The organism is Sphingobacterium sp. UBA5639, from assembly GCF_002421245.1.
GTDB classification, from domain to species: domain Bacteria; phylum Bacteroidota; class Bacteroidia; order Sphingobacteriales; family Sphingobacteriaceae; genus Sphingobacterium; species Sphingobacterium multivorum.
In genome coordinates this window covers 257,662-278,319 of the sequence record NZ_DIJR01000005.1, presented here as the reverse complement: position 1 = coordinate 278,319, position 20,658 = coordinate 257,662, and the positions used below count along the sequence as shown (strand labels likewise).

9 protein-coding genes are annotated in these 20,658 nt (G+C 42.1%); 5 read left to right on the top strand and 4 right to left on the bottom strand.

The window, feature by feature from the left end:
* Positions 1–2: 2 nt before the first annotated feature.
* The 4 genes from B4Z90_RS05035 to B4Z90_RS05020 are packed head-to-tail and all read right to left on the bottom strand — an operon-like array spanning position 3 to position 8,668.
* Positions 3–2,474, bottom strand: coding sequence for a glycoside hydrolase family 2 TIM barrel-domain containing protein (locus tag B4Z90_RS05035; protein WP_286801544.1), 2,472 nt, complete (start codon positions 2,472–2,474; stop codon positions 3–5).
* A 37-nt stretch (positions 2,475–2,511) separates the two neighbouring features.
* Positions 2,512–3,957 (bottom strand): alpha-L-fucosidase, encoded by a 1,446-nt coding sequence (locus B4Z90_RS05030; RefSeq protein WP_286801542.1) that lies wholly within the window; start codon positions 3,955–3,957, stop codon positions 2,512–2,514.
* Between the two features lie 24 nt (positions 3,958–3,981).
* Positions 3,982–5,550 carry a RagB/SusD family nutrient uptake outer membrane protein gene (locus B4Z90_RS05025; RefSeq protein ID WP_286801540.1) on the bottom strand — a complete coding sequence of 523 codons (1,569 nt, stop codon included), beginning with the start codon at positions 5,548–5,550 and terminating at the stop codon, positions 3,982–3,984.
* A gap of 28 nt (positions 5,551–5,578) precedes the next feature.
* A complete protein-coding gene (locus B4Z90_RS05020; RefSeq protein WP_286801539.1) occupies positions 5,579–8,668 on the bottom strand; it encodes a SusC/RagA family TonB-linked outer membrane protein in 3,090 nt (1,029 codons plus the stop codon).
* A 368-nt stretch (positions 8,669–9,036) separates the two neighbouring features.
* Here B4Z90_RS05020 and B4Z90_RS05015 point away from each other — a divergent pair, with 368 nt between their 5' ends.
* The 5 genes from B4Z90_RS05015 (at position 9,037) to bglX (ending at position 20,596) form a co-directional block, all read left to right on the top strand.
* A complete protein-coding gene (locus B4Z90_RS05015) occupies positions 9,037–11,874 on the top strand; it encodes a helix-turn-helix and ligand-binding sensor domain-containing protein (RefSeq protein WP_286754361.1) in 2,838 nt (945 codons plus the stop codon).
* Positions 11,875–12,139: 265 nt separating this feature from the next.
* Positions 12,140–15,241 carry a SusC/RagA family TonB-linked outer membrane protein gene (locus B4Z90_RS05010; protein WP_286801537.1) on the top strand — a complete coding sequence of 1,034 codons (3,102 nt, stop codon included), beginning with the start codon at positions 12,140–12,142 and terminating at the stop codon, positions 15,239–15,241.
* A gap of 20 nt (positions 15,242–15,261) precedes the next feature.
* The gene (locus tag B4Z90_RS05005) at positions 15,262–16,692 is read left to right on the top strand and encodes a RagB/SusD family nutrient uptake outer membrane protein (RefSeq protein WP_286769777.1); all 1,431 of its coding nucleotides are present in this window, start codon (positions 15,262–15,264) and stop codon (positions 16,690–16,692) included.
* A 76-nt stretch (positions 16,693–16,768) separates the two neighbouring features.
* Positions 16,769–18,154, top strand: coding sequence for a glucoamylase family protein (locus tag B4Z90_RS05000; protein ID WP_112374161.1), 1,386 nt, complete (start codon positions 16,769–16,771; stop codon positions 18,152–18,154).
* A gap of 165 nt (positions 18,155–18,319) precedes the next feature.
* On the top strand, positions 18,320–20,596 hold the full coding sequence (gene bglX, locus B4Z90_RS04995) for a beta-glucosidase BglX (RefSeq protein WP_286801536.1): 2,277 nt from the start codon (positions 18,320–18,322) through the stop codon (positions 20,594–20,596).
* The last annotated feature ends 62 nt before the right edge of the window (positions 20,597–20,658 follow it).

Here is a 20,658-nt window from a genome sequence, read left to right as displayed (position 1 = left end):
TGTTATTTTTCTATCGTTAACAAGGTACTTTTTGATCCTTCCATCCGGCCTGATACCACAGCGCTTCCCCAAGGCAGTCGAAGCTTAATCAATGCACGACCATTGTAGGCCTGCACTTTTTTCGACCCCGTAGAAGTGCCTTGGTCGACGATCAACTGACCATCGCCGGTCGAACCAAAATAGATCCAATCCTTTGCATCGAGACAGGGGGTATTGGTATTATCCACAATTTGAGCTTGCACAGTGATCATATCGCCTTCCGTGGCAATTTTTTCCACAAGAAGTTTTGCCGGTTTACCCCACTTTTTTGTCTGATACTGCTGTTCAATTTCATCCACGAGAATTTCCCGGCCGTTTTTCGCGACAGCTTTAATCTGATTGCTTCCTTCGTTCAGTTTCACCATCCAGCGCAAACCTGCCGCTGGAAAATCTTGGCTATTTCTTTTCTTTAGTCCTTGACTTTTGCCATTGACAAAAAGCTCAACCTCCTTGGCATTGGAATACACCTTGATCATTTTCGACTCGTCTTTTTCACCCCAACGGACCGGCCAGCTATGGCCATAAATATGCAACATTGGCTTCTCGGTCCAATACGACTGGAATACGTAGTACGATTCTTTTTTGGTAAAATCCCGTTCAACAACACCCTTCTGATTGACATAAGGCACAGGATTGTCTGGCCGGACCGGAGTGGAAAAATCTTTAAATGGCCAGTAGGCTGTTCCCGTGAGCCAAGGCATGGTTTCCTGTTCCTTTAAGTGCCAATCGATGAGATTACAGATGTAGCTTTCACTCCAATCGCCATCTTTAGAAACGCGTGCTGCTCCACCAATGAGCGACGCATCGCCTGCCCGTTCATCTGTTGTACCATCACCTTTGATTTTAGCTAGAGCACGGTCAGGGTCCTCTGCATGTCGTCTTGCATGACTATCCCCGCCCCACTCCACATGAAGGAAATGCTTTACCTTTTTCATTTCTTCCTCGGAGGCTGCTTTATAGTCGGTATAAACGCCTCTATACCAACCCGCCCAAATGGACGGAGAATAAACATCAACAATATCTTTACAGAAATCACAACGTCGTATCGCTGTTTTCCGGCTTGGGTCCAATTGATGAGCTAAGCCATTGAGTTCACTCATATAAGCTCTTATCTTCGCCTGATCAAACTCCGTAAAATCACCGGGCCAATCATTTTCGTTGCCGAGGCCCCAAATAATGACCGATGGATGATTATAATGCTGTTCAATCATATTGGTTAACATCCGTTTTCCCTGAAGCTGATAGACCTCTCCACCCAATCCACCTCTGCACCATGGAATCTCTTCCCAAACCAAAATACCCAGACTATCGCAGGCCTCAAGCACTTTACGACTCTGCTGATAATGTCCCAAGCGTATAAAGTTTACACCCATCTCTTTCATCAGGGTCATCTCCTGTAAGATCTGATCGTCAGTCATTGCTGCAGCAACTCCGGCATGGTCTTCATGACGATGGGTACCGCGAAGCAAAAGTCTTTTCCCGTTCAGCAGAAAAGGACCTTTTTCTTTAAACGCTACATGTCTAAAGCCAAAGACACTCTCTTCCTTAAATACTTGTCCATTGCTTTTGATTGTCGTAACTAAACGGTATAAAGCCGGTTGATCAGGGCTCCAAAGCTGTGGCTTCTTGACCATGAATTGTCCAAATTCAAGATTTAATGCGCCCTTATTAACCTGCGGTTGCTGGGTTTGCACGATTTTTCCAGCGGGGTCGTAGAGCTGCATTTCGACTTCAAAATTAGTCTGAGCCGAAAATGGCATCAGTCGTCCACGGACGTTGGCTACCCCCTGCCTGCCATCAGCCCCTACTGACGCCTCAACAAATACACGTTCCAAGGCTGTCTGCGGAACATATTTCAGGTTTAGATGTCTGTAAATACCGCCATAGACGTTAAAATCAGACAGATTGGAGGGGATCATTTCTAAATCACGCGAATTATCCACACGAATTGAAAGCGGTATTTTACCCTTTAACTGTTTTTTAAAAGCAGCTGTTTTTTTAAACTTTTCAACCGCATCCGTAATGTCCACAGTCCATTCGTCGTATCCACCAACGTGCTCCCCAACTTTAACGGTATGGATATAAACAGCTGTCTTTTGTCCGGCTCCTTCAAAATGAAGGAGGGTGTGACCATTTAAATAGGGGTTGTCAATCTCCAGCGATTTTCTATACCAACTGGGTCCCTGATAATAATTGATAGCTGGATCAACAGCGTCCAGCGCATTATAACAATGCGGTAGATCTACCTGCTGCCACAATGGAACAGATTCGGGATTACCGGCTCCCACCGGTCTTACAGCTTCCCAGATTCCACCCAGATCGCTCTTTAAGAAATCCCAGCCATGATCAATCCGCTTAACTTCCTGAGCATGGAGCTGAGAAACTCCAAAAGTCAACAACAACGCAACTATTTTATTCAATCTACTTTTCTTCATTATGCTATTATAGTATCTGCTTTCCATCTTATCGGCCTTACTCGTCCAAAGCTCCAGTTTTCATGTTCTTTGCTCCGGGCCCATTTTCGCGCTTAAATTTGCCTGCTACTTCGATTTTAATCACTGTAGCAACAGAATCAATGGCCTGCTCAGGCACGGCAATCTGAATACCATTGGCATTCGATTTTACCTTTAACACTTGATTATTGGCTAAAAGGCTCGCTTTTACAACTTTATTTTCAATCGGAAGTTCAACTAGGCCATTTTTTGGCCAGTCAAATACCGAGACATACAAATAAGTCCGCTTTCCATCTTCCTTTAGGGTACACCGCCCCCATTCAAATGGCTGTAAAGGACTACTCTTGGTTGCGTAGATCGCTTCACTATTGACTTTCATCCATTTGCCAATTACAGCCAGACGTTCTATACTCTCCTGGGGGAAGGATCCGTCGGGTTTTGGGCCAACGTTCAACAGGTAATTTCCACCTTTGGAAGCAATATCAACGAGATTGCGGATCAAGGTTTCGGCAGACTTCCATTTATGATCCGATGTGCGGTAGCCCCAAGTACCGTTCATGGTCATACAGGTTTCCCAATGTTTGCCTTCGAGTTCACTCCAATCTGGAATTTTTTGCTCCGGCGTTTTGGTATCGCCGGGGAAATTAGGCCGTTTCAATCGATCATTCGTGATAATATTGGGTTGTAATGCCAATTGGTCCTGAAGCATATTTGCAGCTTCGTCGGTCATATTGGTTGGCGTATCCCACCATAGTACAGCAATATCGCCATAGTTACTCAACAATTCTTTGACCTGAGGTACGGATACGTTTTTGATATAGTCACTAAAACTCGCTGTTTCTTGTTTGGGGTCCCAATGGCCATGATGTGCTAGCGTGTAGTCATCGATACGGGTTGAATCTGGATTAGGCCAGCCTTCTCGCATTAACTTACGAGCAGCCGACCCACCAGGGTTATTCCAATCCTGCGCCTGTGAGTAATAAAAGCCAAGCTTCAGTCCATATTTTCGGCAGGCTTCGGCCAAAGGTTTCAAGACGTCTTTGCCATAGGGCGTAGCGTCCACCATATTCCACTTACTCGCTTTTGTTTCAAAGAGTGCAAAACCATCGTGGTGTTTGGCTGTGATAATCAAATATTTCATGCCCGCATCTTTCGCCATGCGTACCCATTCGTCTGGATTATAGGCGATGGGATTAAATTGTTTCGCAATGGCCTGATATTCATCAACTGGAATTTTTGATCGGTTCATAATCCATTCTGCTCCACCACGTGCCTGTTCGTGTCCCTTATAAACACCGCCGAACTGTGCATATACTCCCCAATGGATAAACATACCAAACCGGGCTTCCTCCCACCATTTCATGCGTACACTATCGGGCAAGCGGTTTACCTGCGCATTCAATGATCCCCTCCCTATCACCGTGATGAGGACAATTGACAAAAACATCTTATATATAGCTCTCATACCTAAATCTTTCTTTTTCTTAATTTAGAAACCCGGTGTTTGCTTAAAATTGTCATTACCTAAACTCTTGGCCATGTCTACCTCAGATTGCGGTACTGGCCATAAGGTATCTCTTGCCATAAATAACCGTGAAGCTCCATCCGGATCTTTGGTTTTATCCATCACCTCTTTGATCATCCCCCAACGTTTCAAGTCAAAATAACGTTGACCTTCCAAAGCCAATTCAATCCGCCGTTCATGACGGATAATATCGCGGAATTCATTTTTTGTCAGCGAACCGCTAAACTGTACGAGCGGCATTTTCACATCAGCCCTGGATCTTACCTTATTTAATGCATCCACAGCTGTTTGATCAGGCCCTGCACTTTCATTCTTCGCTTCTGCATACATCAATAAAATATCGGCATAGCGCAAGAATACCCAATCCTGATCGCTTTGTGTCGCGTAACTTGTTGGCCATTTCGATTCGTTGATATACTTTCTCGGTAAAAAACCACCCAACACGCCCTCGGCAACGGGATCAAAAGCGGAAGATGCTGTAGTTCCGCGCCATACACCGCGGTACATAATTGTTGACTTCAACCGTGGATCTCTATTTTCGTAAGGATTTTTAGCATCGTAAACTGTCGATTCTTTAATATCCTTTCCATCGATGGCATAATAAGAATCAACCAGATAACCCAGCGGTTGTATGGTCTTCAGATAAGAATACATCATATCTGCCGGACTATACATATTGGGTGGTAAAAATCGAGCGGAAAACATGATTTCGGGATTATTATTTTGTCCCGGCTTTCGGAACAGATCGCGGTATCCACCCTGATAGATCGAAAACTTGTTTTCATCCATAACAATCTTCGCTGTTGCAGCTGCCTCCGCCCATTTCTTCACCGTCAACAACACCTTTGTTTTGTACCCCAGTGCAGATCCCCGCACAGCATGTCCTTTATACCCTGTATTAGGCAGTTTTTCACTCGCATAATCTAAATCTGCCAAAATCGCTTCGATAATGTTGGTTTTAGGTGTTCTACCGAGCCGAATACTCGCATCGTCCATGCCCAGAGGTTCTAAAGTCAATGGCACATCACCGTACAGATTGGTCAACAAAAAGTAGTAATGGGCGCGGATAAAACGAGCCTCTGCTTTATATCGGTCACGGTCCTGCTGGCTCATGCTTGTAATACGGTCAATATTGGCAATCAATTTATTGCATGCTGCAATGGCCTGATACGAAATCTCATAGCCCTCAGATTGCATGCCACCCGTTGTCGAGGTGATTCCGGATCGCGAAATAATATTGAAGTTATTGGAGGTACTGGACACAAAAGCATCGTCTGAAAGCCCATCCCAAAACATACTTGCTCCACCCCAGCCACCACGTGCATTGGATGAAGACGTCGAATTGTATCCTCGGCACAGAAATTCATAACAGCCCGACAGTGCCAAATCAGCATCAGTCTGCGTTTTCCAGAAGGTTGACTCCGAAATTTTATCTGTTGGATTTTTATTTAAAAAATCTTTTGTACAGCTACCCAATGCAGCTAAGGCTGCTAAGCTTAAATATAGATATGTTTTTTTTACGCTCTTTTTCATCTGTAATTTTTTTTTAGTTACCACTCGATTAGAATGTGATGCTCGCCCCAAATGCGAATACTTTATTCTGCGGATGAGTCACATAACGTCCTGATGTTGCACCACCGCTCGATGAAACGCCACGTTCGGGATCTAAACCAGGGAACTTGGAGAATGTGAGCAGGTTATCCGCTGCAAAATAAATGCGAAGGCCAGAAATACCAGCTTTGGACAAGGTGCTCTGTGGAATAGCATAGCCTACCTGAATATTTTTAAGGCGCAAGAAGGATCCATCTTTTAAAAAGAAAGTCGATGCAGTCCGTACATTATTTGCCGCAGGGGTATTTTCAGCACCCACTATTGGAAGCGATGCATTCGGATTCTCTGGAGTCCAAGCGTTCATCCAGTCGCGAGTGAACGTTCCGCCTTGCCTAAAGGGCACGATTCCCCACTCACTCACAAATATTTTTTGTCCCTGGGAACCAAAGAAAAAGGCTGTAAAATCAAAGTTCTTCCAAACAGCCGTCGCATTAAAGGAGTAATCGAAATCTGGATACGCTCCGGGCACGACAATTCGATCATTATTGTCCACAACTTTATCTCCATTAACGTCAGCAAATTTCAGATAGCCCGGTTGTGCTGGAATCTGTTGCACTGGAGAAGCTGCCACCTCTTCCTTCGAACGGAATATGCCCGTGTTCTCCAAAAGGTAAAAACTACCATAAGGTAAACCTTCCCGGATAATGGTATTGCCCGAGATACGTTCGGCCCCATATTTCATCACCTTGTTGCGATTGGCCTGAATATTTCCATTGAGGGTCAAGGATACCGCTCCAATTTTATCACGGTATTGAAGGCCTAGCTCTATACCTCTGTTACGCAATTCACCATAATTGACGGTCGGTGCAGTCAGCCCAATATAGGAAGGGAAGGCTGTAGATGCAGATAAAATATCTGATGTTACTTTGTTATACCAATCGAAAGAAGCGGTCAATTTGTTGTTCCATAAACCGATATCTACACCGAAATCCAAGACTTTGGTACTTTCCCATTTGATCCGGTCATTGGCCATGGCTACCTGACGAGCTCCCTGTTGGAGCGTTTCATCAAAAGGATAAGCAAAAGAAGAATTGTAAACAATCTGATATGGATAGTTACCAATATTTTGATTACCCAATGTTCCAATGGAGGCTCTTAACTTTAGTTCATTAACAACTTCTTTCAATTTCGGACCAAAAAAGTTTTCATCCGAGACTTTCCAACCTCCAGATAATGAAGGAAAAAACGCCCATTTTCTATTTTCAGGAAAACGTGAAGAGGCGTCATAACGCGCATTCCCTTCGAGTAGATACTTGCCTTTGTAGTCATAGTTTAACCGACCATAATAAGACCTCAATGACCACTCATTGGTGACACCGTTATTTGATTGCTGTCCGGCTCCGCCACCATCAAGCTCAAGCAGGTCATTGTTGGGAAATTGCAGCCTACTTCCGAACAATTTTTGTGTTTTATTATATTCTGCCTGGGTTCCTGCCAGTACTTTCAAGTTATGATTTCCAAAAGACTTATCGTAAGTCAATTGCGTATACCCTACTGGATATACATTGTTGTCGTCTGTTACTTCTAGCCCCTGACCACCTACATCAAGTTGTCTGGCGGGTAGGTCATCCGGTTTGGCGAACCACATGTATTGATTAATCACAGGTTTGTTGGTATAATTTTTTGTAAAACCATACGTCAGCCCGCCGCTTGTCTTCCAATCCAGTCCATCCAATATTTTCACATTTAAAAAAATATTGCCTTGCATAAAATAATTGTTCAGCCTTGTAAATGCATTTTCGGCAACTGCAACAGGGTTTTTATTTGGGGATTGAAAAGGATATGCCCTAGACGTATAACGACCACTACCATCTGGTAATACAGGTCCATAAAGTGGTGATTGACTAATGGTAGACAAAAACTGATCTTCACTACCGTTTCTAGGATATTTCCGATCCCCATAATTCAAGGTGATACTTGAACCAAAACTTATCCGATCATTTATTTTAGAACCTAGGTTAAGCTGTAGATTATACTTTTTAAAAGAAGTCCCGATCATAATATCAGGCTGATTGACGTAGCCCAATATAACGTTGTAATTTGTTCCTCCGGCACCACCGCTTAAGCTTAAATTGTGCGTTTGCACCGGGACAGTTCTAAAGACAGCATCTAACCAGTTAAAATCGGGATATAATCTTTTATCTGTTGCATTTTTGTAGGCATCAATCATCTCCTGGCTAAAGGAAGCATTTGGATTTGTGACACCCGAGTTTTTATTTGCCTGATTATACAAGGTCATGTAATCAACGGAATTATATACGAGGTCTGGAAGAGCTGAGGCCTTGGTAATTCCGACATTATAATCGTAGCTCAGTTGTGTTTTTCCAGCTTTACCCTGTTTTGTCGTCACAAGAATGACTCCATTTGCTGCTCTTGCCCCATAGATAGCAGCTGAAGCGGCATCTTTCAATACGGTGATATTCTCGATTGCTTGGGGATTCAAATTTTCCAAACTACCGGGGATACCATCTACGATAACCAGTGGAGCAGAAGAGGCGCCGTAGGAACCCAATCCCCGTACCTGGAGATTCACATTTTCATTCCCCGCTTCTCCCGATCCTTGGGTAACACGAAGTCCGGGCATGCGACCTTGAAGTAACTGCGTTGGATTTGTAGCGATACGTTTGTTAAGCACCTTTCCATCGACAGCAGCAACAGCACCCGTTAGATTACTTTTTTTCTGGGTACCATAGCCTACTACAACCACTTCGTCAATCAGGCTACTGGACTCCTGCAGTACAAGATTAATGTGATCTTTCTTATCGACCTGGACTTCGGTTTTCTCTTTGCCTACCAGCGAAAATATCAGGACATCAATATCTCGCGCAAGAATCTGATAATTGCCGGCCCCATCGGTTACAGTGCCGTTTTTCACCCCCTTTATCTGTACGGTAACCCCCGCAAGAGGCTCGCCTGTTGAGGAGCTTACTTTTCCGGATATCTTTATTTGCGACTGAGCAAGCACCGCCGGTGCAGACATGCTCATCAACGAAAATAAAAGCAACCCCTTACCTACCGTTTTGGTCATCGGTGTTATCATAGTTGTTTTGGTTTATTTGGTTATTTAACGAAGTAAATGAACTCAAATATCAAAAATCGTTTACAGCAAAAGGAGTATTTTTTGTTCAAATTAGTGGAATAAATGGCTTCATTCCTGATTTTCAACACAATTAAATGGTTTTTAAAAAAAAAGAAAAATACCCCCCCCCTTGGCAGCTGCTAATTTTTCTTCCGACAATCGATCGGTTGATCTTCAAAATAAGCTAGCGATCTGCCGGAGCGTCCTACAACGCTAGAGATTATCAATTTTGCAATAAAATCGATATATTGCCCCCAAATCAATTCAAAGTGAGGGAGTCGATGACAACAAAAAAATATAGGAACGTCTATATATTTTGGTTTTGCAGCATGTTATTTTTTTTACTGCCCGAGGGTTACTGTCAAACAATCATACCCACAGGTACGCCTTTTGTCAAACAATACAAAAAAGACCAATACAAGGCTGGAAATCAAAACTGGTCTTTGGCAGTCGACAAAGATGGTCGTATTTATAGTGCCAATACCGAAGGTCTATTGCAGTTCGACGGACAATATTGGCGCATCTTTCCGCTTCCTAATCATTCCACGGTACGAAGTGTCGCAATCGGTAAAGATGGCAAGATTTACACCGGTGGAAGAGGTGAATTTGGCTATTGGACTTCCAAACCCTTTGGAAACTTGACTTATCAAAGTCTCTCTAAGCTGGTACAGGACAAAACCTACTTTCCAAACGAAGAAATCTGGAAAATCATTGTAGAAGACCAACGGGTATTTTTTCATACATTTTCGAAATCCTATATCTGGGAAAACAATCGTATACGACAATTAACGGCTAAAGGTGAGCCTTTTTTATTTCCACATCAGCTCAACAATAAATTATTTTTTGAACAGCTGCCAAGTGGCCTGCATGAATTTAAACAGGATAAATTAATCCCTGTAAAAGGAAAAGATGTCTTGAAAGACAAAAATGTACTTGCCATCTTACCTTACGACGCAACGACTTCGCTTATTGCGACCTCGCGAAACGGCCTCTACCTGATGAAAGCCGATGGAACAATCCTACCCTGGGCTGCTCCGGCAAATCAGCTCTTAAGCCAGTCACAAATAAACAATGGCTTATACCTCTACGATGGACAATATGCTTTTGGCACCATCCAAAACGGTGTTATTATCATCAATAAAAATGGGCAGGTCATTCAACATATCAATAAAAACAATGGTCTCCAAAACAATACTGTACTCAGCATTGTCAAGGACAATCAGAAGAATATCTGGGTGGGACTTGATAATGGCATTGACCGCATTGAAATCAATTCCCCATTATCATTTTACACTGATTTTGTCGGAAAAATAGGTACCGTTTATACATCGATCATCTATCAGGGAAAAATCTATCTTGGAACTAATAAGGGCTTATTTTCAAGTGAATGGAAGGGATTGACCAATTACAATTCATTAAATTTCTCTCAGATTCCAAATTCAAATGGTCAGGTTTGGACATTAGCACAATTTGGTGATGAGTTGATCTGTGGACATAATGACGGAACCTTCAAATTAGATAACGGGAAGCTTGAAAAGATCTCTCAGATTACCGGAGGATGGGTTTTCAAACCTATTTTTGGAACAAAAAATATTCTTCAGGGGAACTATACAGGCTTATCGAAATTCACGTTCGATGGTATACACCTAGCGTTCGTTCAGCAGTTCACAGGCGTTAAAGAACCGGTTCGATTCTTGGCGCAAAAAGATAACCATGCCTTTTGGATTGGCGATTGGGGACAGATACAACTACTCGGACTTGATGCGAATTTCCAGCAGGCAAAGATTTTATTTTCCTCCAAACAGGATAGTATCGCTTCAAAGAGGCAATTTACGGGGATTTATACCTTAGAAAATAATCTTGTATTTGCTACAGACAGCGGATTTCTCCAATTCGACAATATTGTGAAAAAATTCAGCTATGCCAATGAATTAAACACAGCGTTAGGCAGCTATAAAAATTCAAATAAGGTCATACCGATCAATACAAACAGCTACTGGTTTATTCAGAAGACTAAAATTGCTAAAGTAGATTTTGACAGTAAGGGCAAATTGCATATTGACTCCAATCTGCTCAGTCCCTTACAGGATCGAATGATGAATAACTATGAAAACATTCTCCCGATTGAAAACCAATACTATCTCATCGGTTTAGATGATGGATTTGCGATCTACCGTCATGCCGATAAATCACAAAAATACAGGTTGCCACTTCCGCAAATAGCGCAACTTGTCAACTTGACAACAGGCCAGGCTATTATCCCAGATTCAGCGTTTAAACTATCATCATCAGACAATAATCTTAGAATTAGCTTTTCAAGTCCATATTATTCGACTTCGCCACTTCAATACCAATATTATCTCGAAGGTTACTCAGACAATTGGTCCGAATGGAGTGAAACTGCCTATCAAGATTTCACAAATCTACCTTATGGAGAGTTTCAAATTAAAATCAGGGCGAAGGACAATATGGGGTCAGTTTCGGAAGTCCAGACATTTTCATTTACCATTCGGCATCCATGGTTTCTTTCTTGGTGGGCGAAGTTATTTTATACACTCGTCCTGATAACGCTCATCTATTTAGCTTACAGGTTTAATCTTCAACGGGAGCGCAAGCGTCAGTTTCAAATACGGCGAAAATGGCTAGAAGAGAAAAAGATTGCCTTGGAACGCGAAACAGAGCAAAAAGAAAAGGACTGGATTAAACTTAAAAACCAGCAATTAGAAGATCAGCTTCAATTAAAAAATAAAGAACTTGCCAATGCGGCACTCAATATCGTTTACAAAAATGAGATGTTGAACAATTTACACGCCGAGCTCAAACAGCTTAAAGATGCTGATGGCAACAAGCTGAGTTCGGATGAATTGAAAAAGATAAACAAGCTTATCGATGATGCCCATAACGACGATCGTGACTGGCATATTTTTGAAAGAAGCTTTAACGAATCACATGAGAATTTTTTCAAGAAATTGAAACAAGAGTTTCCTGATCTCGTCCCCAATGATCTGAAACTATGTGCCTATTTAAGGCTCAATATGTCGAGTAAGGAAATTGCCTCATTACTCAACATTAGTACACGCGGTGTCGAGATTAGACGCTATCGATTACGCAAAAAGTTAGGCATTCCAACAGACAAAAACCTTTCTGAATTCCTGATGGAACGTTAAATTTTCATCACAGACACTACATCATTACCACACACGAGCTTTAGTGTATAAAACACACTAAAGCTCGTGTTATTTCAGTAAAAACAACAACACAAAATACTGATTATCAAAAACATAAAATACAATAAAAGGTAGCCTGAGCAAGCGGAAATTTCATGTAGTAGTGATGTGAATATGTTAAATTTTGGCAAAGTTGTACTACATCAACATATTTGCTTTAGGGAAATAACCAACGTATTTTAAACAAACACCAAAAATTAACGATATGAGGAATCTATCCGCATTATTTTTGACATCCATGGTTGTATCGGTTGCCTATGGACAAACTTCGGTACAAGGAGTGGTCAAAGATGGCACAAGCATGATATCCATGCCTGGCGTCACCATTAGTATCAAAGGGAAAGCAGTATCTACAAAAACCGACGCAACGGGGAAATTTCAAATCAATGCCTCTCCTACCGACTCACTGGTCTTTAACTTTCTGGGTTATCGCACACAAACGGTATACATTGGTAATCAAACGCAACTCAATGTATTCTTAGAAAATCAAAATCAAGCATTGGAAGAGGTTGTTGTTATCGGTTATGGTACACAAAAGAAAGCAGATCTGACCGGATCGATCAGCTCCTTGAAATCATCCGATATCACGAAGCAACCTGCCATGTCGGCAATGCAATCCATCCAAGGTAAAGCTGCAGGTATCAATATTATTGCAAATGAAGCTCCGGGGTCATCACCCAATGTCATTATCAGGGGCTTAGGAACTGCATTATCAGGACGGAATCCACTCTATATTGTCGACGGAATTGCACAAACAGATATTAATAATATCAACCCATCCGATATTGAATCTATGGATGTTTTAAAAGATGCATCCTCCGCATCTATTTACGGTCTTCGGGCGGCTAATGGCGTTATTATCGTGACGACGAAGAAAGGTAAAACCGGAACAACAAACATCAATTATGAAAGCTTTGCGGGTATAAAAAACGTATTGAACCGCGTGAAAATGGCCAACGCTGATCAGTTTAGAATATTTGCAAATGAATACCTCACCTCGACCAATGGGTCTTACCGTTTAGCTGAGAATCAAAAATATAATACAGATTGGTATGACGAATTATTACGTACAGGTTCTGTATTTAATAATGCTGTTAATATTTCTGGTGGAACTGAGAAAGTTGATTACTTCGTATCAGCAAACAATTATACCGAAAATGGTATTCTTGAAGGCTCAAAATTTGTAAGAAATACCATACGCAATAACAACGTATATAAATTTTTAAACAACCGCCTAAAGTTCAGCCAAAATTTAAATCTTACATTAACAAATGCAACACCTAAGCCTTATAGTGCTTTCACCACGGCTTACCGTCAGTCGCCACTTGCGCCCGTTATGTTTGATAATGGCCGTTACGGTTTAGGTCGTGTAAATACAACAACAGGTGTCGCTGGCATTGAGGCCGCACCAGGCCAAGCCATCGGAAATCTAAATTCTATTGGAAATCCAGTGTATGAGGTTTTACGCCAAAATGAAAGAACAAATACGCTACGCTTACAAGGAAGTTTTGAGGGAGAATTTAAGATTACAGATTATCTGAAAATCAATTCGCGTATTGGCGGGAATAAATTTTATTCGAAACAACGGATTTTTAATAATGTAAAAGATCAATGGTTAAATGCTAATACTTTATTGAATGAATCTGATTTCATCAAATTAAAGGAAAACAATCCAAAAGCGCTTGATTATGTAGACAACAGCTTGAAATATGAAAATCTAGAACAATTCCGCTGGTCTATCGAGAATTTCTTAACATTTAACAAGAATTTTGACAAGCATCATATTGAGGCGGTTGTGGGGATGTCGCGTGAGAAATACGACATAAACAGCATGAGTAGCCAAACGGGTTATAATGTACCTGAACAAGAGCAATACTGGAATATCAATCTTGCAAAAGGAACAACCAATTATGGTATTGTTGCGCTGCAAACCTCTTATACCCCAAGAGCATTAGCTTCGTATTTTGGACGTTTGCAGTACAATTACGATAGCAAATATTATTTAACGGCAACATTGCGTAGAGATGGATCAAGTGTTTTCCGTAATACAGGAAAATACTGGGGTACATTTCCTTCGGTTGGTTTAGGATGGACGGTAACCAACGAAAGCTTTATGAAAGATGCCAGCTGGATTAATTTATTGAAAGTGCGCGGAAACTGGGGTAAATTAGGTAACCAAGATATCCCGCTAAATGTTTCCACAATTTTAACAAGTCCAGAAAGTTCAAATTACAACTACGTTTTTGGTCCTGAACAGAATATGGTTTATGGAAGCGCATATGGCACTCCAGCCGTAAATCTAACCTGGGAAGTAACCAGAGAAACGGGCGCTGGCGTAGACTTTGCGTTTCTAAACAATCAGCTTTCAGGATCCATTGACTACTATCATAAGCTGAATACCAATACTATTCTTGATGTCACACCGACTTACACCTCTCCATCCGAAAAAAACTTCTATGCGCATGGTGCTAAAGTATTAAACCAAGGTGTGGAAGTGGCCTTAAATTGGAACAAAAGTATAAGTCCGGAGTTCAGTTATACATTCGGTGTTAATTATTCATACAATAAAAATAAAGTAACGGAAGTGGTCCCGGCTTATGACCGTGCTACTGGAGGCAGTTTAAATAATGGGGAGATTACCAAACAGCTTCGCGTTGGACAACCGATCTATGGCTGGTGGATGTTTGAGGCAAATGGTGTCTTTCAAGATGCGGAAGATGTAAAAAATTACCCATCGTTTGGCGCTGCAAAACCTGGCTATCTGAAGTACAAGGATCAAAATGAAGATGGTGTCATCGATTCCCGCGACAAGGTTTTCTTTGGATCATTTTTACCGACTTCAACATATGGTATCAATGTTGGTGTTAATTATAAAGCTATTGATTTTAATGTTTCCGGATATGGTGTCGCAGGCAATAAGGTTTACAATGGTTTAAATAGCGTTCGTTCCAATGCAGGTGAGAACATCGCGTTATCAACTTTTGAAAATCGCTGGACTGGCGCAGGTTCAACCAATGAACATCCCGGTGCAGAAAGAGCATATTGGGCTTCGAGTTATTTCCTCGAATCGGGCGCTTATTTCCGTATCAATAATATCACTGTAGGATACACTTTCAATAACTTATATAGCTCGAGATCTAAATTAAGATTATATGTTACTGCTCAGAATCCATTTATATTTACGAATTATAGTGGTTTCTCTCCTGAACTTGCCGGCGACGGTAGTCCAAATTTAACTTCTGGTATTGAGCTTTCAGCTTATCCAACGACACGTAATTTCTTAATTGGACTTAACATGCAATTTTAATCACCTTAGTTTTGAAGACAATGAAAATTAACAAACTTTATATAGCAATTCTTCTTAGTGGGGGCATTGCATTGCAAGGCTGTAAAGACAACAACTTCTTAGATGTACCTTCTAAAGAATATGTTGAAGCCGAAGACAGTGAAGAAATCTACACACCCGAGCAATTTGTCAATGGTGTATATGGAATGTTTACTGATTGGGATTATTCTTTCTCTTACATCGGTATCACGGACATGCTTTCCGATAATGCGGATAAAGGTAGTTCAGCGACAGATGCCGGTGGTGACAAGTTAAGTTTAGACGAGTTGACTTACACTTCAACAACGGGTTCCTTTCTTTCCATGTGGACACGTTGGTATAAATCCATAGGGCGGGCTACACAAGCTATTGCATACACAGAAAAATTTGGACTGACAGACGAAGCTTATAAAAACAGATTGATTGCCGAAGCTCGTTTTCTGCGTGCATTGAACTATTTCTATCTTGTCCGCGGATGGGGCGATGTTCCTATCCAAGAACGTGATTTAATAAAAAGAGAACCCGCAGCTGAAGTTTACGCCTATATTGAAGCGGATTTACAATTTGCTATCAACAATCTTCCACTCAAATCTGCTTATGCTGCAAAAGATTTAGGTAGAGCGACCAAAGGTGCCGCACAAGGGTTATTGTCGAAAGTCTATTTGTATCAAAGCAAATGGCAACAAGCTGCCGACATGGCGAAAACTGTCATCACATCTGGAGGATATAGTCTCGAACCGGATTACGCAACAATTTGGCGTTTGGCTGGGGAAAATGGTCCCGAATCATTATTTGAATTTCAAGCAAGGGGCACCTCTATCGCACATGGTATCCAACAATATAGTCAAGTACAGGCACCTCGTGGAGGAGCGGTCAACTTAGGCTGGGGTTTTAATATCCCAAGCCAAAACTTATTGGATGCCTTCAATGCCGAAAAAGACAATATCCGCCGGGATGCCACAATTATTTTCAGGGGTGAAACCCTTTACGATGGCCGTCTGATTGACAATGGTGTAGAAAACCCAATGTATAATGAAAAAGCGTATTCCTCAGCAAATGGAGGTGCCGCTGACGGTGATAAAAACGTACGTTACCTCCGTCTGGGTGAAATTTATCTTATCCTGGCCGAAGCCGCAAATGAGGTTGGCAATAGCAGTGAAGCGCTGAATGCATTAAATACCGTGCGCACACGTGTAAAATTAGCCAACGTAACGACAACCGACCAAGCGCAGCTCCGTCAATTGATCTGGAAAGAAAGACGACTTGAATTGGCATTTGAACACGACCGTTGGTTTGATTTGGTGCGTACAAAACAGGCAAAAACAGCCATGGCTGCCAATGGAAAAACTTTCCAGGATAAAATGTTGCTTTTTCCAATTCCAGAGAATCAACGTATCCAAACACCAGAAATGCCTCAAAATACCGGTTGGTAATAATTTACACAAAATAACGCAGTTCAAACGACCATAGGTCGTTTGAACATTTTTTCAAGAATTAAACAACATATCCATGAGAAAACGAATAGCATATCCAGCACTTAGCGGTATAGCTTTGGCGCTTATTCTCAGCAGTTCGTGCCAAAACACTGCTAATAGCAGTCCAGACAGTCCCTCAAAAATTGATTCAACCAGCGGAAGCAAGATCAATGAAGATTCGCTATTGACCACTATTCAGCAACATACATTTCAATATTTTTGGGAGGGTGCCGAACCTACTTCTGGTCTCGCTAGAGAACGCATCCATATGGATGGTGTATACACCCAAAATGATCGTAATGTCGTGACCATAGGTGGTAGTGGCTTCGGACTCATGGGTATGATTGTCGCGATGGAACGTGGTTTTATCAGCCAGGAACAAGGCATTCAAAAGTTGAATCACATCATGGATTATCTAGGCAAAATCGAACGGTTTAAAGGAGCTTGGGCACACTGGTACGATGGAGAACTGGGTACAGCGAAACCGTTCAGTGAAAAAGATAACGGTGGCGACATTGTCGAAACGGCTTTCTTAGCGCAGGGATTAATTGCTATCCGGGAGTATCTAAAAGATAAAGGTGATTCCGCCAAACTGATCGCTCAAAAAGCAGACAAGCTATGGAAAGAAATCAATTGGAATCACTATACAAACGGACAAAATGTTATTTATTGGCATTGGAGCCCTAAATTTAACTTCCAGCAAAATCATCCCGTCAGAGGATATGACGAGTGTCTTATTACCTATATTTTGGCAGCCTCATCCCCTACTTATCCGATTGCACCCCAGGTGTATCACGAGGGATGGGCAAGATCTGGTGCAATTAAAAGCTCCGCTAAAAAATATGACATTCCACTCGTGCTAAAGCACAATGCCAAAGAAGGTGAAGTGGGCCCGCTCTTCTGGGAACATTACTCCTATCTAGGATTGAGCCCCAAAGGATTAAAAGACCAATACGCAGATTATTGGGAAGCGACAAGCAATCATGTTAAGATCAATTTGGCATACGCCGATCTGAACCCAAAAGGGTACAAAGGCTATGGTTCAACGAAAGGTTGGGGCTGGACGGCCAGCTATTCCATCAACGGTTACGATGCACATCATCCAGACAACGATCCTGGTGTGATCTCCCCTACAGCGGCTTTATCGTCTATGCCCTACGCCCCACATGAAAGCATACAGTTTGCACAATACTTAAACAATCAGCTCGGCAATAAAATCTGGGGTAAATATGGCTACTATGATGCCTACAGTGAAACGGCAAATTGGTATCCACAACGTTATTTAGCCATCGATCAGGGGCCTATTATTGTCATGATCGAAAACTACAGAACCGGAAAAATCTGGGACCTATTTATGCAGGCTCCAGAAATTCAACAAGGACTAAAGAAACTCGGTTTTACCAGTCCTTATTTAAAGTAGTGGCCTATGGAATCATTTTCAATCCGTCACACGTTGAAAATGGTTCCTTCCACGAAAATAACAGGACATCTGATCAAGAAAACTCAGGGATCATCTTGAGCACTTGACATAAACTTACCCTATTGCGCGGAAAGCAAAATCCACGCGCACAAAAAAAATAATACGATGAAAAAAGTAGTAGGTACTTTCCTTCTTGCATTGCTCGCCTGGCATACAAGTCCAGCGCAATCCAATCCGAAAATGGACACATTCATTGATCAGCTTATGGCTAAGATGACTGTCGAAGAAAAGATTGGACAACTTAATTTGGTAACCGGTGGCGAAGCGACAACTGGAACCACTGTATCCACCGATGTGGATACCAAAATTAGAAACGGCCAAATCGGTGGTATTTTCAGCATGAGCACACCAGCGAAAATTCGCAAAACGCAAGAAATAGCCGTCAAGCAATCCCGCTTAAAAATACCCATCATTTTTGGGATGGATGTCATTCACGGTTATCGTACGGTATTCCCAATTCCCTTAGGTCTTGCTGCTACCTGGGATATGAACTTGATTCAACAATCGGCACGTATTGCCGCCGAAGAAGCTACCGCTGATGGAATTAATTGGGCATTTTCGCCCATGGTCGATATCTCGCGCGATCCACGCTGGGGCCGTATTTCCGAAGGTGCGGGTGAAGATACCTATCTAAGCTCGCGAGTTGCAGAAGCCATCGTCCATGGCTTCCAAGGGGATAACCTGGCAGCACATAACACCATGATGGCCTGTGTCAAACATTTCGCCTTATATGGTGCAGCCGAAGGTGGTCGTGATTACAATAGCACGGATATGAGCCTTCACCGCATGTACAACGAATATCTACCTCCTTATAAAGCAGCGATAGATGCGGGAGCAGGAAGTATCATGACTTCTTTTAACGATATCAATGGTGTCCCTGCCTCGGCAAATAAATGGTTAATGACGGATGTGTTACGTAAGCAATGGGGCTTTAAAGGATTAGTCGTAACTGATTACACTGCTGTAAACGAATTAACAGCACATGGCCTCGGTGACCTCCAACAGGTCTCGGCCTTAAGCCTGAATGCTGGCGTTGATATGGATATGGTCGGTGAAGGGTTTCTGACGACATTAAAAAAATCTTTAGATGCGGGCAAGGTCAAAATAGCAGACATCGATAGGGCCTGCCGGTTTGTTTTGGAAGCCAAGTATAAATTAGGCTTATTTGACGATCCCTACCGCTATTGTGACGAAAAACGGGCAAAAACTGTAATCGGATCGGCTGCCAATCATGCAAAAGCCCGGGAAATTGCAGCAAAATCTTTTGTCTTGCTGAAAAATGAAAACCAAGCACTTCCATTAAAAAAAACAGGTACAATTGCTGTCATTGGTCCATTAGCCAATTCAGGTCCAAATATGCCCGGAACGTGGAGTGTCAGTGCTGAATTGGACAAAACAGCCTCTTTAGTGGAGGGAATGAAAGCCGTGTTGGGTAATCAAGTCAATATCCTCACACACCTGGGCAGCAATCTGTTGGAAGATCCAATTTACCAAAAGCATGCAACCATGTTTGGCCGTACCATAACACGCGATTCCCGAAAAGAAGAGGAGATCATCGCAGACGCTGTAAAAGTTGCTCAACAATCCGATGTGGTCGTGGCTGCCCTTGGTGAATCATCAGAAATGTCGGGTGAAAGCTCCAGTCGCTCCGAATTGGATATTCCGAAAAATCAACAGAACCTGTTAAAAGCATTACTGGCAACAGGAAAACCAGTTGTATTGGTGTTATTTACGGGTAGACCACTTACGCTTACTTGGGAAGATGCTCACGTACCAGCCATATTAAATGTGTGGTTTGGCGGAACGGAAACAGGAAAAGCAGTAGCCGATGTCTTATTTGGGGACGTCGTTCCTTCAGGTAAGATTACCGCCACCTTCCCACGCAATGTTGGTCAGATTCCGATCTATTATGCGCATAAAAACACCGGTAGACCCTACGGAAACTCGGGCGATTTTGAAAAATTCAAATCAAATTATCTCGATGTAAGCAATTCCCCACTCTACCCTTTTGGTTATGGATTAAGTTATACGACGTTTACCTATGGTGAAATTCGTCTTGACCGCAACACAATTGACGATAAAGGTACGCTGCAAGCAAGTATCGACATCCGCAATACAGGAAACTATGATGCGGAAGAAACCGTGCAGCTCTATATCCAGGATGTTGTTGGTTCTGTCACGCGTCCTGTAAAAGAATTAAAAGGCTTTCAAAAAATATTCCTCAAAAAAGGAGAGCAAAAAACGGTAAACTTTAACATCAAAGTAAATGATCTCAAATTTTTTGACAACAATCTGAATTACGTTGCCGAACCAGGAACTTTCAAAGTCTACATTGGTCCCAACAGCCGTGATGTCAAAGAAAAAGAGTTTGAATTGCTTTAAATCTATTGCATCTCTATAAAAAAACAAGGCGACACTTCGAAAATAAGTGCCGCCTTGTCTAT

Bases quoted from the DNA above. Each gene is read 5' to 3' on its own strand.
- B4Z90_RS05010 (WP_286801537.1), top strand. From the start codon at position 12,140: ATGAGGAATCTATCCGCATTATTTTTGACATCCATGGTTGTATCGGTT.
- B4Z90_RS05005 (WP_286769777.1), top strand. From the start codon at position 15,262: ATGAAAATTAACAAACTTTATATAGCAATTCTTCTTAGTGGGGGCATT.
- B4Z90_RS05025 (WP_286801540.1), bottom strand. From the start codon at position 5,550: ATGAAAAAGAGCGTAAAAAAAACATATCTATATTTAAGCTTAGCAGCC.
- bglX (WP_286801536.1), top strand. From the start codon at position 18,320: ATGAAAAAAGTAGTAGGTACTTTCCTTCTTGCATTGCTCGCCTGGCAT.
- B4Z90_RS05015 (WP_286754361.1), top strand. From the start codon at position 9,037: ATGTTATTTTTTTTACTGCCCGAGGGTTACTGTCAAACAATCATACCC.
- B4Z90_RS05030 (WP_286801542.1), bottom strand. From the start codon at position 3,957: ATGAGAGCTATATATAAGATGTTTTTGTCAATTGTCCTCATCACGGTG.
- B4Z90_RS05035 (WP_286801544.1), bottom strand. From the start codon at position 2,474: ATGAAGAAAAGTAGATTGAATAAAATAGTTGCGTTGTTGTTGACTTTT.
- B4Z90_RS05020 (WP_286801539.1), bottom strand. From the start codon at position 8,668: ATGATAACACCGATGACCAAAACGGTAGGTAAGGGGTTGCTTTTATTT.
- B4Z90_RS05000 (WP_112374161.1), top strand. From the start codon at position 16,769: ATGAGAAAACGAATAGCATATCCAGCACTTAGCGGTATAGCTTTGGCG.